This window comes from Bacillus methanolicus MGA3 (assembly GCF_000724485.1).
GTDB lineage: Bacteria > Bacillota > Bacilli > Bacillales > Cytobacillaceae > Bacillus_Z > Bacillus_Z methanolicus_A.
Genome location: NZ_CP007739.1, coordinates 3034875 through 3052815, shown reverse-complemented (window position 1 = coordinate 3052815; position 17941 = coordinate 3034875). Strand labels below are relative to the sequence as shown.

At 41.1% G+C, this 17941-nt stretch carries 15 protein-coding genes; 9 read left to right on the top strand and 6 right to left on the bottom strand.

The window, feature by feature from the left end; translation table 11 throughout:
- Positions 1 to 183: 183 nt before the first annotated feature.
- Complete coding sequence (locus BMMGA3_RS14840; protein WP_003346577.1) at positions 184 to 1623, bottom strand: MocR-like pyridoxine biosynthesis transcription factor PdxR; 1440 nt, start codon at positions 1621 to 1623, stop codon at positions 184 to 186.
- A gap of 248 nt (positions 1624 to 1871) precedes the next feature.
- Here BMMGA3_RS14840 and BMMGA3_RS14835 point away from each other — a divergent pair, with 248 nt between their 5' ends.
- From BMMGA3_RS14835 to BMMGA3_RS14795, 9 genes are read left to right on the top strand one after another with little or no spacing between them, the layout of a single operon-like run.
- Entirely contained in the window at positions 1872 to 2999 is a 1128-nt protein-coding gene (locus BMMGA3_RS14835; protein WP_003346576.1) for an MSMEG_0568 family radical SAM protein, read from the top strand.
- 18 nt (positions 3000 to 3017) lie between these two features.
- Positions 3018 to 3524: an MSMEG_0567/Sll0786 family nitrogen starvation N-acetyltransferase gene (locus BMMGA3_RS14830; protein WP_003346574.1), complete on the top strand. Its 507-nt coding sequence runs from the start codon at positions 3018 to 3020 to the stop codon at positions 3522 to 3524.
- Positions 3463 to 4434, top strand: coding sequence for an amidohydrolase family protein (locus tag BMMGA3_RS14825; RefSeq protein WP_237712803.1), 972 nt, complete (start codon positions 3463 to 3465; stop codon positions 4432 to 4434). Before BMMGA3_RS14830 ends, BMMGA3_RS14825 begins: the two co-directional genes overlap by 62 nt.
- Before the next feature lie 56 nt (positions 4435 to 4490).
- Positions 4491 to 5003 carry an MSMEG_0572/Sll0783 family nitrogen starvation response protein gene (locus tag BMMGA3_RS14820; RefSeq protein ID WP_003346570.1) on the top strand — a complete coding sequence of 171 codons (513 nt, stop codon included), beginning with the start codon at positions 4491 to 4493 and terminating at the stop codon, positions 5001 to 5003.
- A 31-nt stretch (positions 5004 to 5034) separates the two neighbouring features.
- Positions 5035 to 5967 carry a methylenetetrahydrofolate reductase gene (locus BMMGA3_RS14815; protein WP_003346568.1) on the top strand — a complete coding sequence of 311 codons (933 nt, stop codon included), beginning with the start codon at positions 5035 to 5037 and terminating at the stop codon, positions 5965 to 5967.
- A 51-nt stretch (positions 5968 to 6018) separates the two neighbouring features.
- Entirely contained in the window at positions 6019 to 7179 is a 1161-nt protein-coding gene (locus BMMGA3_RS14810) for an MSMEG_0565 family glycosyltransferase (RefSeq protein WP_237712813.1), read from the top strand.
- The gene (locus BMMGA3_RS14805; RefSeq protein WP_003346565.1) at positions 7151 to 8167 is read left to right on the top strand and encodes an AIR synthase related protein; all 1017 of its coding nucleotides are present in this window, start codon (positions 7151 to 7153) and stop codon (positions 8165 to 8167) included. Before BMMGA3_RS14810 ends, BMMGA3_RS14805 begins: the two co-directional genes overlap by 29 nt.
- On the top strand, positions 8124 to 9731 hold the full coding sequence (locus BMMGA3_RS14800; protein ID WP_003346563.1) for a nitrilase-related carbon-nitrogen hydrolase: 1608 nt from the start codon (positions 8124 to 8126) through the stop codon (positions 9729 to 9731). Before BMMGA3_RS14805 ends, BMMGA3_RS14800 begins: the two co-directional genes overlap by 44 nt.
- A 16-nt stretch (positions 9732 to 9747) precedes the next feature.
- Positions 9748 to 10296: an NADPH-dependent FMN reductase gene (locus BMMGA3_RS14795; protein ID WP_003346561.1), complete on the top strand. Its 549-nt coding sequence runs from the start codon at positions 9748 to 9750 to the stop codon at positions 10294 to 10296.
- 283 nt (positions 10297 to 10579) lie between these two features.
- Here BMMGA3_RS14795 and BMMGA3_RS14790 read toward each other — a convergent pair whose 3' ends face one another.
- The 5 genes from BMMGA3_RS14790 to BMMGA3_RS14770 form a co-directional block, all read right to left on the bottom strand.
- Positions 10580 to 12859 (bottom strand): hypothetical protein, encoded by a 2280-nt coding sequence (locus tag BMMGA3_RS14790; protein ID WP_003346559.1) that lies wholly within the window; start codon positions 12857 to 12859, stop codon positions 10580 to 10582.
- Between the two features lie 614 nt (positions 12860 to 13473).
- On the bottom strand, positions 13474 to 14892 hold the full coding sequence (locus BMMGA3_RS14785) for a zinc ribbon domain-containing protein (protein ID WP_003346557.1): 1419 nt from the start codon (positions 14890 to 14892) through the stop codon (positions 13474 to 13476).
- A gap of 15 nt (positions 14893 to 14907) precedes the next feature.
- The gene (locus BMMGA3_RS14780) at positions 14908 to 16485 is read right to left on the bottom strand and encodes a zinc ribbon domain-containing protein (protein WP_003346555.1); all 1578 of its coding nucleotides are present in this window, start codon (positions 16483 to 16485) and stop codon (positions 14908 to 14910) included.
- Between the two features lie 24 nt (positions 16486 to 16509).
- A complete protein-coding gene (locus BMMGA3_RS14775) occupies positions 16510 to 16995 on the bottom strand; it encodes a zinc ribbon domain-containing protein (protein ID WP_003346553.1) in 486 nt (161 codons plus the stop codon).
- 90 nt (positions 16996 to 17085) lie between these two features.
- Complete coding sequence (locus BMMGA3_RS14770) at positions 17086 to 17919, bottom strand: hypothetical protein (protein WP_003346550.1); 834 nt, start codon at positions 17917 to 17919, stop codon at positions 17086 to 17088.
- Positions 17920 to 17941 lie beyond the last annotated feature (22 nt).

Below are 17941 nucleotides of genomic sequence, written 5' to 3'. Positions count from 1 at the left end.
GTTGGATTTTCGGCAGGCAGAAATAAGCATTGTTTGACTCTTTCAATTTATTAATCAAACGTTTGATTAATAAATTAAATTAATGAAAATAAGAAAAAAACTACACTTTTTCGTAAGTGCAGTAATTTTACCAAAAACAAAAAAAGAATATATTAGGATCTTATCTAAAAAGAATTATTGTTTCTATTCCAACTCCCTCAGCGATTGTGCAAGCAGCTGAATCCCCTCGGAGATGCAATTTGTTTCTACTCGGCTATAGGTTAGTCGTATATAATTATGCTTCGATCCTAGTGTGCTTCCCGGTGCAAAAACGACGCCTTTTTTTAGAGACTCTTTGAATAACAAGTTTTCATCTATTTCTTCATCATTTAATTTACACCATAGATGTATGCCTCCCTCCGGAACAGAAAAGCTAATTATTCCTTTCAGTTCTTTCTCTAAGGATCGTATCGTTAAGTCCCTTTTTATTTTCAATCCTTCCCTCAAATGCATAATGTGTTCATCAAAATGCTTGGAACTTAACAGCTTTGCAGCAATTAATTGCGGAAGGCTGGGATGGCTGAAATCAAATTGCTGCTTGACGTCGGCTAAATGGTTAATTACGGTTTGCGGTCCCAAAATCCAGCCGATTCGAAGACCTGAAGCGATAATTTTGGTTAATGAGCTAACATAAAGAACAAGGCCTTCTTTATCCATTGATTTCATACTGGGGATGCTTGTACCATCATAACCGGTAATACTGTACGGATCATCTTCAACTATGGCAATCCCGAATTTTGAGCATATTTCAAGTATTCTGCGCCTTCTTTCAAGATCAAGTGTCGTTCCTGTAGGATTTTGGTAAGTGGGGTTCAGGAACAGCATCTTGAGGCGATATCTTTTGTGCAGTGTGATGATTTGATCCGGGTCAATTCCATTGTTTTGTACTGGCAATAGATGTGTATGTAAGCCTTCAGAATGGAAAATCGGAAGCGAGTAGGCATACGAAGGATCTTCAATCGCAACTGAATCTCCGGGTTTAAGCAGACCTCGAATAATGAGATGAATGGCTTGCTGAGCTCCTGATGTAATTAAAAGGGAAGAAGGAGTAGATTCGATCTTTCGATATGTTTTCATATGCTCGGAAATGGTTTCTCTCAGTGTGATATTACCTTGTATGTGTTCATAGCCTAAATCGTTGTTTAATTCTATGGAACTATAGGCTTCTTTCATTAATTCTACAGGCTGCAAGTCAGAACTTAACTCTCCTATAGCAAAATTAATCATTGGCTCATCCGCTCGAATAAACCGATATATGTTTTGATTTACCGGGTTATTTGGCGGATAGTAGCCTTGTTTAACGTACATATCCCAATTAGGAAATTGTTTTGTCCCGCTCCCCGGCAAATTTCGGATTACTACTGTTCCGCGGCCTACTATGCGAGACACAAGTCCGGCGGATCGCAGTTCCTCGAAAGCGCAGTTGACCGTACTTCTGTTAACCTTCCATTGATTAGCTAAAACCCGTTCGGAAGGCAAGCGGCTCCCAGGTGGAAATTCACCGTTTAAAATTCTGGATTCCAAATAATTAGCGATTTGTTTATATAAAGGGACTTCGCTTGCTCTATCTGGTCTCCACTCCATTTTTTGCCTCCTTAGTATGTGAAAGACTCCTTTTTATAAATTTTAAAGTAAAAATGAAAAACCCCTCAATCTGATTGTAAGAAGATCTTACATTGGTTGGTGAAAAAACAGAAGAATTGGCTCGTTACATATTCATTATTACATATTATGATTGTTAATGTAAAAAGAAATAACATATAAGGTAATAAAAAATTACATTATATGAATCTAGGAAAATGTAAGGAAATTTTACTTAATGGGGGGATTGTATGAGCTCAATTGAAAAAGTGAAACAAGAAGCCGTGAATGTTGATCGCTTGGAATCCTTGCTGGTGGACCTTCAGAATAAGGGTTTGCGCACTGAGGGACTTACAAAAGGAGGCAGAAGAGGGGGAGCCGGACCAACAGATGATCAAGCTTTTCTGGTCCAGGGACAGGCTGTTATGATCCCTACGCTGAATGGTCCGGCAGAACATTCTCCTTATTCGTTAGCTCAAGGATCCTCCGGTCTGATGCTTCAATATGAAGGGAAGTCATTGCCGTTCACTTTTCTGGAAGCTGTTCGGCGGCCTAAATTTTATGAATTAAGTACAAAGGATGGAATTCCCTATAACAAAATTGCCGTCCTTCACGGAGCAGATGTCCTGGCAAGCACCGTCATTCAAAGCTGTATCCGCTGGGCGCCGGGTAAACGATGCAAATTTTGCGCCATTGGCCATTCTTTGGAGCAAGGAAGCACCATTGCCCAGAAAAAACCGGAGCAGCTTGCCGAAGTGGTGAAAGCAGCGGAAGAGCTTGATGGAATTAAGCACATTACGTTAACGACAGGCACACCGAACGAAACAGACCGTGGGGCTCTGTATTTGGCTGAATGCGTAAGAAGCATCCGCAAAGTCAGCCAGCTCCCTATTCAAGTTCAGTGCGAGCCTCCGAATGACGATTCATTGTATCAAGTATTAAAAGATGCCGGCGCCAATTCAATTGGCCTCCATGTAGAGTCATTTGATGAAGAAGTCCGAAAAAAGGTGATGCCGTCCAAGTCCCAGATTTCGCTTGAAGTGTATTTCCGAGCATTTGAAAAAGCGGTGTCTGTCTTCGGCAGAAATCAGGTAAGCACATATGTCATTATCGGACTTGGAGAGGACTTGGAAAAAACGGTGGAAGGTTGCCGAAGGGCAGCCAGGTTAGGTGTCTATCCATTCGTTGTTCCGCTTCGTCCACTTCGTGGAACGGAGCTGGAAAACGCGGCCCCTCCATCGAGTGATTTGATGCTTGAAGTTTACCGCCGCGTGGCCGCTGTACTTCAGGAAGAGAATTTATCCTCTGCAAACAGCATGGCCGGATGCGCTAAATGCGGTGCTTGTTCCGCTCTTCCATTATTCGAAAAATCAGGATAAGGGAAAAGGAGGGAAATCATGAAATTCTGCGAGATTCGCGCAGCTGAAAGCGAAGAAGAAATTCAGAAAGCCTTAGAGTTAAGACGAATGGTATTTGTGCACGAACAGCACATGTTTGAGGAAAATGACTTGGATGAGTATGATGACGGGGCTATTTATTTAAATGCCTGGTCACGAAGGAAAGACCTTCTCATAGGAACGGTCCGCTGTTATCGCGATAAAGAGAAGCCAAATGTTTGGTGGGGTGGAAGGCTTGCTGTGCATCCGGATTACCGGACCAGAGGGATTGGGGTCTACTTGATTCGGGCTGCTATTGAAACAGTCAAGAATCAACAGGCAAGCCGCTTTTTAGCATCCGTTCAACTTCAAAATATTGAATTGTTCAAAAAATTAGGATGGGAGCCAATAGGAGATATATTTTTCTTCCATGGGCACCCGCATCAAATCATGGAGGTAGATCTTAATGTGTTTCATGTATCGCCACAATCCGCAAGACGGAAGCAGCAAGCAGTTGAAGCATTGTGAATCATCTGCTGAGGAAAACAAATATAACTTCCAGGAAGAAAAGCCTCTGACCATGGGGTTTGGCCGAAAAGTTTATAGTGTCCACAATCATGTCGGTGTTTTAGATCCGTGGCCATTCTATGAATCGGAAGAACCGATTTCTCCTGCGGATCCCGGTCCGGCAACTTCAGAAGAATTGACTCGATTTATGGAATCCAGGGGGATGGAGAAATGTCTCATCATTCCTAATTACGGGATTCCTGTTCAAGAACAGCCTTTTAAACTTAATGAATTGGTCGTTCAGCTGTGCCGGGAAGGCAATGGCAGGGTTGCCGGTGCATTATGGGTATCCGGATTGCCGCAGAACCGTGAATTAACGGAAAAAGCCTTAACAATGCTGGATGAACCGGGCATTCGCGGTCTAAAGATGAGCTATTTGCTGGGAGGCACCCCTGATCCAAGAAAATGGGATGAAGCAACCTTGAAGCTCCATGAAAAGATTTTCAGCGAGGCAAGAGAAAGAAATATTCCAATTCATTTTCATACAAGCCCGGGAGGCAATTCAGATATCACCAATTATTTTGAGTTGATCAAACGTTACGGCAAAGATCTTAAAATCCATTTGGTTCATATGGGAGGCGGTGTGAGCGGCCACATCCGGCTTATATCCCAATGGAGAGATCTCATTGAAGGCGGGTACCAAGTCTATATTGATTCAAGCTGGGCGATCGGCTTTGCCGTACGTAAGCTATTGAAGGAATTGGATCAAACAGGAATCGGTGTTGACCGCTTTTTATTCGGTTGTGATGAGCCATGGAGCGATTATGAAGGTGAGTTTTGGAAAATTCAAGGCGCCCCAATCTCCGATGAAATTAAAGAACGTGTTTTTTGGGGGAACGCAGAAGAACAGTATTTTAGCAAGTTGGCCTAAGAGCAAATGCTCTTTCACCATAAATGATTTTTTAAATGAAATAGGAGGTTATGAAAATGGCAAATTTAAATGAAAACGAATTGAAATCCATGAATGAAATCCCGCATCCAAGTTTACCGGAAGGAACAAAATTGTATGGAGATACCAAAGTCTTCCCTGACTACAAAGCAAATCCAGGAGAGAAATTTTTAGTTTTAGTGCACGGTATTGCCCATGAATCTTCTTTATCTTACGTGGCAATCTTGCAAGCCATTCGTGCACAGCGCAAAGGATTTGAAGTAGCCATCTATTTTTACGGAACAGGAGCCATAAACGCTGTAGCTACCCGCGGCTTTCCAACGGTCGGCAAATCGGCTTTCGGTGGGATGTTAAATATGAATGAAAGCTTGGCTACGTTTATCAAAGAAGGGGGAAAAGTTTATGTTTGCCGTTTTGGATTAGGTCTTCACGGTATTCGAGAAGAGGACCTGATTGAAGGCACGATACCTGTTCACCCGTTGGATCTTCAAGACTGTCTGATTGAGTACCACCGCGCAGGAGCATTTATTTTAAGTACATTCCAAATCTAATGACTATAAAAGAAGAGGGAGTTGAATACAGATGTCTATCTACTTGGGAAATAGATTGGTTTCACCGGATTATTTTACTGTTACGTCTGAAATGGTGCCTCCACGGAGCTGGAATCCTAGTCCGCTTGTTGAGCAAGCCGTTAGAGCCAGAGGTTATGTAGATGCAGTTGATCTTAGTGATAACCTGCTGGCCATTGCCCGGCTATCTCCCGTTGTTGGCGCCTTTTTTATCCGCCAGGTAGGGATGGAACCGATTGTTCAGGTTAATCTGCGGGACCGCAACCGGATGGGGATTCAAAGCGACTTGATGGGACTAGCAGCTTTAGGAGTCAAAAATATCACGATTTTGGGAGGCTATCCGGCAAGGATTGGAACAGAGCCGAACGCGAAAGAAGTTTATGATCTGGAGACGATGGAACTAGTGCGGTATGTACGCCGCTTTGTAGATGAAGGAAAGCTGTTTGACAATACCGTAATGGAAGAAGCGCCGCAAATGACGATTGGAGTCGTTGAAAACATCGCCGGCAAACCAGTGAAGGAATTGATCGACCGTCTGGAAGCAAAAATAGATGCCGGAGCTAATTTTGTTCGTACACAGTTGGTATTTGACCTTGATTTGTTGGGTGAATGGATGGAGGAAGCACGCCGCCGGGGTCTGCACGAGCGTTCATATATTATGGCGAGTATCTTGCCCTTACGGGATGCAGACCATGTAGATGCAGTGTTAAAAATTCCGGGCATTGCGATTCCGGAAACAATCATTAAGAGAATCAAAGAGGCAGATTCGCCTGATGAAGGAATGAAGATGGTGGTAGAGTTGATTCATAAACTTCGAACCATCGATGGAATAAGGGGAATTCATATCCGGCCTCTTGGGGGCATGGATCGTTATGTAAGCACCATTGTGAAAGAGGCCGGATTAATGAATCGGAAACTAGAGAAAATAGCAGAATACGCGTCTTAATAGATATTTAGGTTGACAATTTGGCAGTTTGGGAGGTGAGATCGATTGAAAGTGGCACTTTATACTTATTCGACGAAGCCAAGGGGCGGTGTTGTCCATACATTGGCTTTGGCTGAGGCGCTGCAGGATGCGGGAAATGAAGTGGTCATTTATTCTTTGTCGCAAAATGGTTCGAGTTTCTTTCGTCCCGTAAAAACGGCTGTTAAGCTCATCCCTTTTTCTTCCCGTTCTGATGAACAATTTGAGTCCCGCATTCTCCGGTATATCGATACGTATGTGGAGGCGCTGGAAAAGGAACCGCTCGATACGTTTGATATCCACCATGCACAGGATTGCATCAGCGCAAATAGTTTGTACCGGTTAAGAGAGAAGGGTTTGATCCCCTTCTTCTGCCGGACTGTTCATCATTTGGACGATTTTACGACCCCTGCTTTGGTTCAGTGTCAAAACCGTTCGGTTATCGGGCCGGATGCCTTAATCACGGTCAGCCGTTATTGGCAAGACCGATTGGAATCCATATATGAACGATCTTCACAGGTTATTTACAACGGCGTTGAGCAGCGGTTTTTTCAAGAAGCGGGAAACAGGTCGCTGGTACGTGATAAGTATGAGTTAGAAGGGAAAACGGTCTTTCTGACGATCGGCGGGATTGAACCAAGGAAAAATACTCTACGCATCTTGCGTGCCTATGCAAGGGTAAAAGAAGCTGTACCGGAAAGTGTGTTTCTCATTGTTGGCGGGGATACATTGTTTGATTACCAGTATTATAGGAAGTCTTTTTTTGAAGAATTTAGCCGCTTGCCATCTGATGTTCAAGAAGGGGTGCGAATCACAGGGTCCGTTGATAATCAAACATTATTTCATCTTTACCATGTTGCTGATTGTTTCGTTCAGCCTTCAATCAAGGAAGGATGGGGATTGGCCATTCTTGAAGCGATGGCTGCCGGTGTTCCGGTCATTGCCTCAGACATTCCGGTATTCAAGGAGTATTTAGTTGATTCTTATAATGCATTATTAGCAAACCCTGAAGATGATCAGGCGATTGCCCGGCAGATGATCCGCGCAGTTAGAGAAAAAGACCTTGCCGACACACTCATTTTAAATGGAAAGGCAACGGCCAGTAAATATACATGGCAAATGGCTGCCAGTGAACATATGAAGCTTTACAGGAGGATGATAAATCGTGGTCACGCTGCACTCCTTAGTTCGTGAATTGCAAAGCTCCATCATAGTCAATCGAAAAAAGGCGATTCAATCGCCGTTGAAAGCCTTTCAGGATGTATGGAATTTCGGTTCAACATTGGATCCGATTGGAGATGATGCGGCGATTCTCGCCACGGGAAACGAGTACATCCTTCTGTCTTGTGATGCCATTTATCCGCAGCTGGCAGCCGCCGAACCTTTCTGGGCAGGATATTGCTCTGTCTTGGTGAGTGTAAATGATATCTATGCGATGGGCGGAAAGCCGACTGCCGCGGTCAATTTATTGAGTGCTCCTGATGATCAAATGTCAGAAACAATTGCTCAGGGTATGGCAGAGGCTTGCCGGAAGTATGGGGTTCCTATGGTTGGAGGGCACTATTTGCCGGAAGAAACAGCAGGAGCGGCGACTGCCATGATTGGAAGAGCCACCCATTTATTGCGTTGTTTTCACGGCCGGCCAGGCCAATGGTTGATGGCTGCCATCGATCTGGAAGGCCGCCAATTTAAAAATTATCTGCAGTGGGACAGCACGAGCTTCCGTACGCCGCAAGATCTTCAAAGCAAGCTGGCTGTGTTGCCGATGCTTGCTGAACGTCAGTTGGCTGCTGCCGCCCGCGATATCAGCAATGCAGGGCTTATAGGGACATTAGCGATGTTGGCTGAAACTTCAGGATGCGGTGCGCGAGTTGATTTGAACAGCATACCTAAACCATATAAGGTGGATTTTTCAAAATGGATAAAAATGTTCCCTGGATATGGATTCATTTTGGCCGTCGATCCTGAGCATGCGGACAAGGTTCAGGCGCTTTTCCAGAAAGAACAGATTACAGCACAAGTCATTGGTGAATTAACAGAGGATCCCCGCATTATCCTTCATTCGGAAGAGGGGGAAGCTGTTCTTTTCGATTGGTCGAAAGAATCATTCGTGGTAGGAGAAAATGGAGGTCAGGATGATGGACAGGTTAGAATCTGTGAAAGTGGCGGCCGTTCAATTTGAATCACGCTTAGGCGATTTGGATGGAAACCGGCGCCGTATGCTGGAACTGGCTGAAGAAGCGGCGGAAAACGGAGCGAAATTGATTGTTTTTCCTGAAATGGCCACATCAGGGTATATTTTTGAGAACCGCCACGAAATCGCTCCCTATGTGGAACCGATCCCCGGCCCTACAACAGAACTTTTTCAAGCCGTAGCTGAAAAGTATTCCTGCTATGTAGTCATCGGGCTGCCAGAGGTCGATCCACCTACCGATATTTTTTACAATTCAGCCGTATTGATCGGCCCCGAAGGAGTGGTAGGGCGCTACCGTAAAACCCATCTTTTCGCTGCCGATCCTCGTTGGGCTCGCGAAGGCAATGAAGGCATCCCTGTATTCTCTACTAAAATTGGACGTATCGCGATGTTGATTTGCATGGATGCAATGTATTTTGAACCGGCAAGAATAGCTGCACTTAAGGGAGCTGATATTATTGCGTTTCCGACGAATTGGGTTGGGCAAAGCAATAATCCTCCGAGCAAAACATGGGCTTTGCGGGCAAAGGAAAATGGACTTTGCTGGGTAGCCGCTAACCGTTGGGGACAGGAACGCGGGGCTCAGTTTACGGGAGGAAGTGCAGTCATCGGTCCTGAAGGTGTGGTTCAAGATTGGAAATTGTCAGGAGATGGGATTGTCTACGGCGAATATCAACATGATGATGACAACCGAAAAGAGAGAATACTAGAGTTCCGGCAGCCGGCAGCTTATCAAGACCTGCTCCTGCACCCATATCTTTGGAAAGAAGGAGAGACTCGTCCTACCTTGCCACAAGTACCTTTTGAGGTTTGCGTCGCCCAACTGTCGACTCGCGGAACATTGGAGCAGTGGTTGTCCAATGTTTCGAAATGGCTGGAATTGGAATCGCGTAAGAACGAAGAAAATGTCAAGCATCGGTTGATCATATTGCCTGAGATGGATTTTACCGAAACAGAAGGGACGGAGACTGGCCTCGAATTCTATCAGAATGCTCTTCATTCCTTCGCTTCCAAATATGGAATGTATCTTGTTGCTTCGGTTCCGCAAAAAATAGACGGTCATCGTGTGCCGACGGCCTTTCTTTTAGGACCGGAAGGCTGCATAGGAACCTATCAACAAGTCCATAGGGATTCTTTCGGACGAGGAGGATATGGGCATTCGGGTTTCTGTACGCTGGTACTGCCGTTTGCCAGAATCGGGCTTCTCACGGGGGGAGATGCGGAATTTCCGGAATCCTACCGCATCTTGGCCAAACAGGGAGCTGATCTCATTGCAGTTTCGGCCAGTGGTACGGAGACATATCAACCTTGGATGCAGCGCATCTGGGCGCATGAAAATGATGTCATCATGGCAGTCGCTGAACCATGTGAATCTGGCAGAAGTCTCTTATTCCTGCATCGCCAGTTGGACTGTGAAGGGCAGCCGGATCGGGAAGAAGCCCTAAGAGGAATTTTTTCGCCGGAAATGACTTCCATAGCACGAAGCAGACCTTTTTTAAGGCGCTTGAAAAATGAGTTATATGATCTGCTAGTACAAAACAAAACCGATTGAAAAGGAGATGGAGACAATGAAATTGCTCGGGATATCAGGGACGATTACAGGTTCAAAAACTCTCGCTGTCGTGGAAAAAGTCATCGAACTAGCCCGCCAATTTGATCCGAAAATCGAAACAGAACTATTGGATCTTAAAAAGTTTGATGTTCAATTTTGCGATGGCCGCCATCCTGATACATATGAAGGGGATACCAAAAAGGTCATTGATATGGTAAGCTCTGCGGATAGTTATATCATCGGTACACCGATCTTCCAGGCCTCCTTATCAGGAGCATTGAAGAACCTGTTTGACTTGGTTCACCCCTCTGTTTTTCGGAACAAGGTGATCGGTTTTATTGCTACGGGAGGAACGTACCAGCATTACTTGGTCATTGAAAACCAGTTAAAACCGATTGCCGGATATTTTCGGGCGTATACTGCCCCGGGTTCTGTTTACGTCCATACCGATCACTTCAATCAGAACAACGAGATCATCGATAGCGATATCATCGTACGATTGGAGAACCTGGCGAAAGAAGTGATCCATATGAGCAACGTGTTAACCCCAGTGGGGAAAATATAAGGAATGGACATAACGGTGGTGGGTCGTGAATCATGGGGGATCGCGTAGTTATTTTGATTGCTTCGATCCCCCGAACTTTTTTAGGGATTGATAAATGAGCCGTTATTCTGATATATGATCCACTTTTTAAGATTTATGATCCGCTTTCGATTTATGAGCTGTCAATCACATTTATGAGCTTTCATTCCAAAAAATGAACAAAAGACCGGGCTTTTTTCTGGGGCTGCCGTTTATCTGGAATAAAAAGGATTGACTCAATATGAGTCAGCCCACTTAGTTAATGTTATTGAATTGGGTACATATAAAGATTAGACAAATATCTGAAATAAAGGTTTCCATTGCTATCTTCTGTTAGTTCTTTTGCTCCTTTTTTTAAGATAAAGCCATATTCCATTGTGTTTGGATCCATTTTAAACAAACAATCTTCTAAAGTACCGTAGATATATCCATCTTTTCCAAATAAGAGTCTTGCATTACTATATCTTCCCGAGATTGAACTTAATAATTTTTTAGTCTTAAATTTTTTAGTAGTTGGGTTATATGAAAAGATCGTACCGTCAGCTGCACCCCAAATCGTTCCGCCTGGCCCTTTAATTAAGGACATGATCATAGTCGATTTTAATGGTAAAGATATTAATCCTTTCTTAGTTGGGTCAGAAGGTTTGAATCTGAAAAACTTTGCTCCTTCGGGTGCTTTTTGATAGTTAGCATGAATGGAAGATCCTCCATATACATATCCATTAATAGGAACCAACGAGATGATACTTTGGTTATGAATATAATCCTCATATACTTTATATTGATTTGTAGTTAAATCATAGTCTAGCAATAATCCTCCTTTTGTGGAATATTGAGGATAAGTTCCTGCGAATAAATGATTATTGATGGATGTAATTGTTGGTATTCTTTCTTGTCCCAATTTATCAAGTTTAACCAGCATTTTAGGCACTCTTGGGCCCCATGGCTGTTCGTTATTAATCTCCATTAATTTTGCCTTTGGATAAGAGCCAATATACATTTTCCCGTTCGCAAAATGAGCGCTTTCCAGCTGGCTTATTCCATTTAATTGAATGGATGTTTTTTCAACAGAATCATATTGAGTCAAACCACCTGACATATAACCATTGATGTATATATACTTTTTATCCGGACTTGAGAATAACAAATACAAGTTTACTGGCTGTGGCGGCGCCTCAAATTTTTTGATAGTGATTTCGTTAGTTATAGGATTAAAAATAAAATACGTCCCTTTGTTATCTACTAAACCGGTTAAAACAGTTTGTGCCGGATTTGACTTTAATTGTACAAAATCAAGCGAAAAAGCTTCAGTACGTTCAGGGAGTCGGGCATTGGTATTTCTTATTGTACCAGTTTTAAGGTTATAGGCATAAATAACTCCCTCGTAAGTATAGTAAAACTCATTTGTTTGCTTGTTTATCGTTGAAAATCCTCTTGATGCGATATTAAATTCCTTTATATATTTTTTGGATACTAAGTCATAAACACCGGCTTTTTTACTTGGATAAAATTTTGTAAGCAGATAATTATCGATAAGTTTCATCTTTTCAATATATGTTTCATTTTTATATTTATCTGGTAAGATTGAAGTTTTACTGTTATTAGTGAAATTCCATTGTAATAAATCTGCTTTAGAACCAATGCCTATATAGAGATATTGCTTTTTTTGATCTTCTGCAATTGATTTTGCGTACTGTTTGCCTTTTACTGTTGGCAAGATAAATTCCCGCTTATTAGTTTTTTTATTATATTTAAAAACATTCGCACCATAGGCGGTTACACCGTATACGAATTGGTCATTGACAACTATATCCTGAATGGATGTATCATTTGAATTTACAAGCACACGACCGTGATTATTAAGTTTACGGGTATTTGGATTGTAGCTGTATATTGTGCCGCTGTTAGTTCCCGCCACCCAGAGAGTACCCTCTTTATCTATGTCAAGTCCCCATGCACTTGTTGAATCTGTCAAAGGGTAGACTCCAAGGATATCATTTGTATTTAGGTCTACTACGGCAAGAGAAGTTGGCGTTCCGTGAAGAATAACGTATAAATAGGCGTTGCCGTTAGCATCCATTCCTGCTTTTGCTGCCATCGTGCTAATATTAAAAACTTGTGGTCCCAAATTCACTGGCTTTTTTCCGCTCACAGGCAGAGTTGGCTTACTTACTGCAGTGTTTGCTGAGGCACATACAACAGCTGCTAACTTTGCTTTTGAAGGAGTTTTATAAAATATTTTTTGGTCCCGTTTAACGTAATATCCTCCCCCAACTCCAAGCAGATTTCCTTTAAAGTTGTAGATCCGATAAGAACTTCCTTTTTTCAAAACCCTTATTTCTTTTCCGTCTAATGTAATGAGTTTTGTATCTTTAAGGATCATTACTTTTCCGATTTGTCCTGGTTTTAATTCAGAGCCGTCCCAATAAATTTTTTGGCCAGGCTTTATCCCTTCACAAGGATCTGTTGCAAAAGTTTGTTTTGGCAATTGAACAACAGAAATAAAAAGAATGAAAGATAAAAACAACATATATACTTTTTTCATAATTGCACCTGACCTTCCGTATTATTCCATATAATATTAATTTACTAGAAAAACAAAGCGAGCTCTTGGGCTCACTCTTTGATATCATATTTCTCCATCTTCAAAAACATTTCTTATTCTATTATTTTCCAGAAAGAATTTAGGCCTTTCAAGAAGGTAATTTCCTGTAGAGGTATTTTAAAACTCTTTTGAAGGAGTCAACCAAGATGAGAGCTCAGAGAAGTGAAAAACCCGATTTTCAACCATATTAAGGGTTGTGATCGGGTTTTGGCATAAAGGTGGAGTGTTGTGAATCATGGGGGATTATTTTGATGCCGCGATTCCTCAAACTTTTTTGGGGATTGAAAAATGAGCCTTAAATTCAAAAATGAGCCGTCGTTTGGATAAATGAGCCGTCAATCAAATTTATAAGCTTTCAATGAATAAAAAGAGGCTGTCTCATAAGGGTCTGACCCCATGTTCGTTTATCAATATATAGCACATTTATGCAACATTATGTCCTATATATTGTGTTATGGGGTCTGACCCTCTGGCTTTTGAGACAGCCTCAAGATTTCCTCTTAAACTTGCAAATTCAAGAATTCTTCTTTCGAAAGGTCATCTCACTATGATGTCTAAAGATCTTCGCTGTGAATTTCGTTCGTTTCAATTAGAGAATGCACTTTCAAGCCGTCCTCTGAAACTGTTAAATAAAATTTGGATCGGAATTCTTTATCCTTCGCGGCTCCGTCTCCATAATAGATCGTATAGCTTTCCTCGGTAGTAACGTTAAAGCCGCCTTTCACCGGTTTATAGTCGATTAAGTTCATGTCGTGAAACTCTTCGGTAATCCCTTTTTCTTCTAGAACTTTGATATATTTTTTTGTCTCATTATACGCGTCGCCATTTGGATCAAGCGTTTCTTTCGCTTCTTCGAAATCTCGGTCATTAAAGGCATTTACTTGGGTAACAAAGTGGTTGTACATAAATGACTTTATTTGTTTTTCTCCGATGGCATCCATGTATCCTTGGATATCGGTTTCGGAGGAAGCAGCTTTTGTTTCTGGTTCTTTAAAAATGAAGTCAAGATTTGAGTCATCGGTAACTTCAAATTCTTCGGTTTTTTCCGTTTTCCCATTAATGGTTCTTTCAGCATGCAGCTTAATTGATCCGTCAGTTGGAACAGGACCAAAGCTGTCAATGTCAGCAATTTTCTTTCCCGTACTCTTTCCATTTACGAACAATACAGCATTGTCGTCGTTCGAGTAGACAATAATATTTGTGCCGTCCAATTCCATTTGAACGTCCAATTTATTACTCTCGGAATCAGCAAAATCCAAGGTGTCCTCAGCGGTTAATTTGGCGTATTCTCCGTTAAAAACACTTTTTATTTTATATTTTCCCGGAAAGATATACCCTACTTTTTCGGGGATTTCACTATCTCTTAATTTCTTAATCTTTTTTCCATTAAGCCAGATTTCGGTGTTTTCTAGATTTGATGAAACATTTAATTGAATTGGAAAAAATTCGACTACATATCGATCATAAAAAAACCATTGTTTTTTTGAATCCTTTTTTAGTTTAATAAGTTTGTTTCCATAAATATCCTCAATCGGCTCGAGTTTTTTATACCCATTTATGCTGTATGCCTGTTTCTTTAACTCTTTGCTGATTTCTTTAAAATCATTTTCTTTCGTGAGGTAATTGATATAAGATGCAGCTTCTTTATCAGAAACAGTGATTTTTTTCTGTCCACTGTTCATAATATCGGCAAGTGTTTTTGCATCTTTCTTTTCTACCGCCTGTTCAAAATTTTCCACTGCTTTCATTGGCTTTGATAGGGCTGAAAGATAAAGATGGGTTCCCGCAAGTAATGCTAATATCACGACTACTGAAACAATTGTTGCTTTCATTTTTAAAGAAAGCGGCTGCCGTTCTTTTTTTTGCACTGTACGATTGGACGCAAGCTCACTGGTGTCGAATTTGGTGCCGCAATTCGTACAAAATGATTGGTTCGCTGATAATTGCGCGCCACAATTTTTACAATATTTCATACATACGCTCCTTTGTTAACTTTTCCATTTCCCAATAAATGTGCCTGCATACGCAAAAATAAAGGAAATTAAATAATTTTTAATAAACCCTTTAATTGCACTGAATCCAAGTATTACTTCTAATGAAAACTCATTACCGGATGCTGAAAAATGGAATTTCGTAATAGCAATTAATAAACTGATAAGGAGAGAGTATACAAAGCCGTAAATGGCAATAGACGCCAATGTATTGGATGCATTTTTTGAAATTCTATATCCTGACCATATAAAAAGGATAATTAATAATAGGATTCCAAGTTTCGTGTAGAATCCGAAATCCGAACCGTCTATGATCTCTTGGAAATTGTACAAATAATCCGAATGGGTAAAACCACCGCTCGCTTCAGCACCTTTAAATAGGGAATAGGAGAGTTCGGACTCCTCGTGAACGGATCGTTTGATAAACTGAAGTGTACCGAAACTTGCTAGATTCCAAATATACAATCCTATTTGCGTCCCGATTACGAGCGCAAAATGGAAAGATTTATTGATTATTTTTTCAGCAGCGGCATCTCCAAAGAGTTCTGCTATTTGGTTAATATATCTATCTGTCGTCATTTTAAAAATAATGATTGAAATGACAGAAAAGGCCAGCATGCTTCGAAAAAAGGTAGATATTCCTTGGTGAATGGCTTCTCCATAAATATGTACTTGACTCAGATGACCTGTTGCTTTTTTAAAGTTAATGGAGAAAAGCATCCCGATGAAACTAAAAAGAAACGCAAAACCGAACCCTTTTATTAATGCTGAAAAAATCGAGTAAGAAGTATGTATGTTAATAGACAGGAATTTGTTCTTTATACCATAATCGAATCCGCTGAACAGTGAAACAATTGCTAAAAGCAATCCATATAAGATACCGACAGCTATGGAACCATAAAAAAGATTCGCAGGTGAAATCTCCTTCGTTATTTTTTGATAAATGATTCCTGATACAAAAAGAGATAACATAGGAATTAGCAAAAAGATCATGACACCAGAAAATAATTTCATATTGACAGATACAGGCTCGTCTATATTTATATCTGCCTTAAGCACCGGGGCCATGAAATGTGAGACCATTACCATGTCTGTTAATCCGAATAATGAATCCGGTTCGGGAAGATTTGTGTCCGTTGCACTCTCGGCATATTTAATAGTTTCATTTATATCAATGTTTAATTCTTTTTTAAGAAAAGACTCAGTAGCCTCTTTGTTCATATGAAAAAGGACAAAACTCATCATAAATACGAACAAAAGAGCAGCAATGGAAGAAAAAAGGGCAGGTTTAAAAAATTTCATATTTAATTTTGGAATAGCACGGGTTTTCTGGACGTTTGCGATCAAAGGATTGATTACATCTTTTGTACTCATTTTCTTGTAGCTGTGAATCGTCGTGCCGCATGAACCGCAATAATTATCAGCGGCGGATACGGCATTGCCGCAGTGTGAACAATATTGAGAAACAGATATATTTAAAGAATATTTTCCTTGATAAGGTTTTAATTTCGTACCGTCAATGATGCAATAATTATTTGAAGCGGAATTTTTAGCTCCGCAAGTGCTGCAGTACATTTCCTGTATTTCCTCCTCGTTTTCCTAGATCTTTACGCCGCAGCATCCACAAAATTGAGCTGTGGATGGGACTGTCGCGCTGCAAGTTCCACATTGGATTCGTTCTTCATGATCAACCGAATTCATTGATTCGACTTTGAATCCGCAGCTGCCGCAAAATCTGTCATTTTCACTGACAGGTGACCCGCAATTGGAACAAGCATTCCCGGTTGCTGTCGTCTTGTTCAACTTTTCTAATGATTGCTGGATTTGATAGATTTGTTTATCTAAATCTAGCAACGGCTGCGCCATTTCTGCCAATGTATCATCGTGCAATGATGACACACGCAGCATTTTGTAAACATGTTCGCCAATTTTTATCATTAAGTTTGCGCGTTGATCAATGGCTTCCTGCAATGATTTTTTCAATTGGCTGATTTCCTGCGCGATTTGAAGTTTTTGCTTTCCTTGCTGAAGGCTGCCCTGGAGTAAATTCAACCCTTCACCAAGCTTTGTTTGAATGTCACTCACGCTTTTTCACTCCTGTTTGATTGATTTTTTTGAAGGGGCCAGACCCCTACTTTAGTAGGGGTCTGGCCCCTTCTTAAATGATGTGTATTTTTAATAAGTTGAATTGTCTTCTAACTTGATAAAGTTGGGAATAACATCTTCCGGAACGTCATAAAGAATACTTCCATCGTTAACAGATACTGCATATACATTGTCAATTTCTTTTATATAAAATAGAAACCATTTGCCATTATCATAATCAAACTTATCCGAATTTTCGGTGTTTCCCAGTCGCACTTCTTTCAAATACTTCGCTGACGGATAAATTGTTTTTATGTATTTTTCTGCTTCTTCTTTTGTGATATTTAGCGGCTTATCGATAGCTTGAATTTGGTTAAAAGAGTCTAATTTCCATTTTTCATTTTCCTTTTTGACAGTAAAGAAGATTTGCTCTCCTTCGGATATTTCGTCTGCGAGATCTACAGTCCTGACTTTAAAATAGTCTGGTTTGCTCTCAACTAGCTTCAATCGAATATCTAAATCAGGGTGAGGCATCACAAAGGAATCACATTCGCAATAAAGGTCTTCGATTATATTTGGAAGAATCGCTTCTCTGAATTTCTTGGAAGCGTATGGTTCGATTCCTTTTTGCAAAGTTTCTAGATCTGCAGGATTACTTGATGAAGACCAACCGTTTTCTTGCCCCAGCTCATCAATTCTGTTCATAAGCTTGTCGTAGAGCTTTCTAAAAGTGGCGGTCGCTTCTTCTTCGGTCAGCGGACTGGCCAATTTAGCTGTTTCATCTTCGTTAGATGTTTTTTCATCAGCTGTTTGTTGCTTAGAAGCAAGCGTTGCAGTATTTTTTTTGAAAAAATACTCATAACTAAAAAAAGCACCAACGCCGACTAATATAAAGCAAATGAATGAAATGACAACTTTTTTCACTAATGACCCTCTTTCTATAAAA

What these genes read in the sequence shown, in the direction of transcription:
- BMMGA3_RS14840 (WP_003346577.1), bottom strand. Translation starts at nt 1,623, where the DNA reads ATGGAGTGGAGACCAGATAGAGCAAGCGAAGTCCCTTTATATAAACAA.
- BMMGA3_RS14835 (WP_003346576.1), top strand. Translation starts at nt 1,872, where the DNA reads ATGAGCTCAATTGAAAAAGTGAAACAAGAAGCCGTGAATGTTGATCGC.
- BMMGA3_RS14830 (WP_003346574.1), top strand. Translation starts at nt 3,018, where the DNA reads ATGAAATTCTGCGAGATTCGCGCAGCTGAAAGCGAAGAAGAAATTCAG.
- BMMGA3_RS14825 (WP_237712803.1), top strand. Translation starts at nt 3,463, where the DNA reads ATGTGTTTCATGTATCGCCACAATCCGCAAGACGGAAGCAGCAAGCAG.
- BMMGA3_RS14820 (WP_003346570.1), top strand. Translation starts at nt 4,491, where the DNA reads ATGGCAAATTTAAATGAAAACGAATTGAAATCCATGAATGAAATCCCG.
- BMMGA3_RS14815 (WP_003346568.1), top strand. Translation starts at nt 5,035, where the DNA reads ATGTCTATCTACTTGGGAAATAGATTGGTTTCACCGGATTATTTTACT.
- BMMGA3_RS14800 (WP_003346563.1), top strand. Translation starts at nt 8,124, where the DNA reads ATGGACAGGTTAGAATCTGTGAAAGTGGCGGCCGTTCAATTTGAATCA.
- BMMGA3_RS14795 (WP_003346561.1), top strand. Translation starts at nt 9,748, where the DNA reads ATGAAATTGCTCGGGATATCAGGGACGATTACAGGTTCAAAAACTCTC.
- BMMGA3_RS14790 (WP_003346559.1), bottom strand. Translation starts at nt 12,859, where the DNA reads ATGAAAAAAGTATATATGTTGTTTTTATCTTTCATTCTTTTTATTTCT.
- BMMGA3_RS14785 (WP_003346557.1), bottom strand. Translation starts at nt 14,892, where the DNA reads ATGAAATATTGTAAAAATTGTGGCGCGCAATTATCAGCGAACCAATCA.
- BMMGA3_RS14780 (WP_003346555.1), bottom strand. Translation starts at nt 16,485, where the DNA reads ATGTACTGCAGCACTTGCGGAGCTAAAAATTCCGCTTCAAATAATTAT.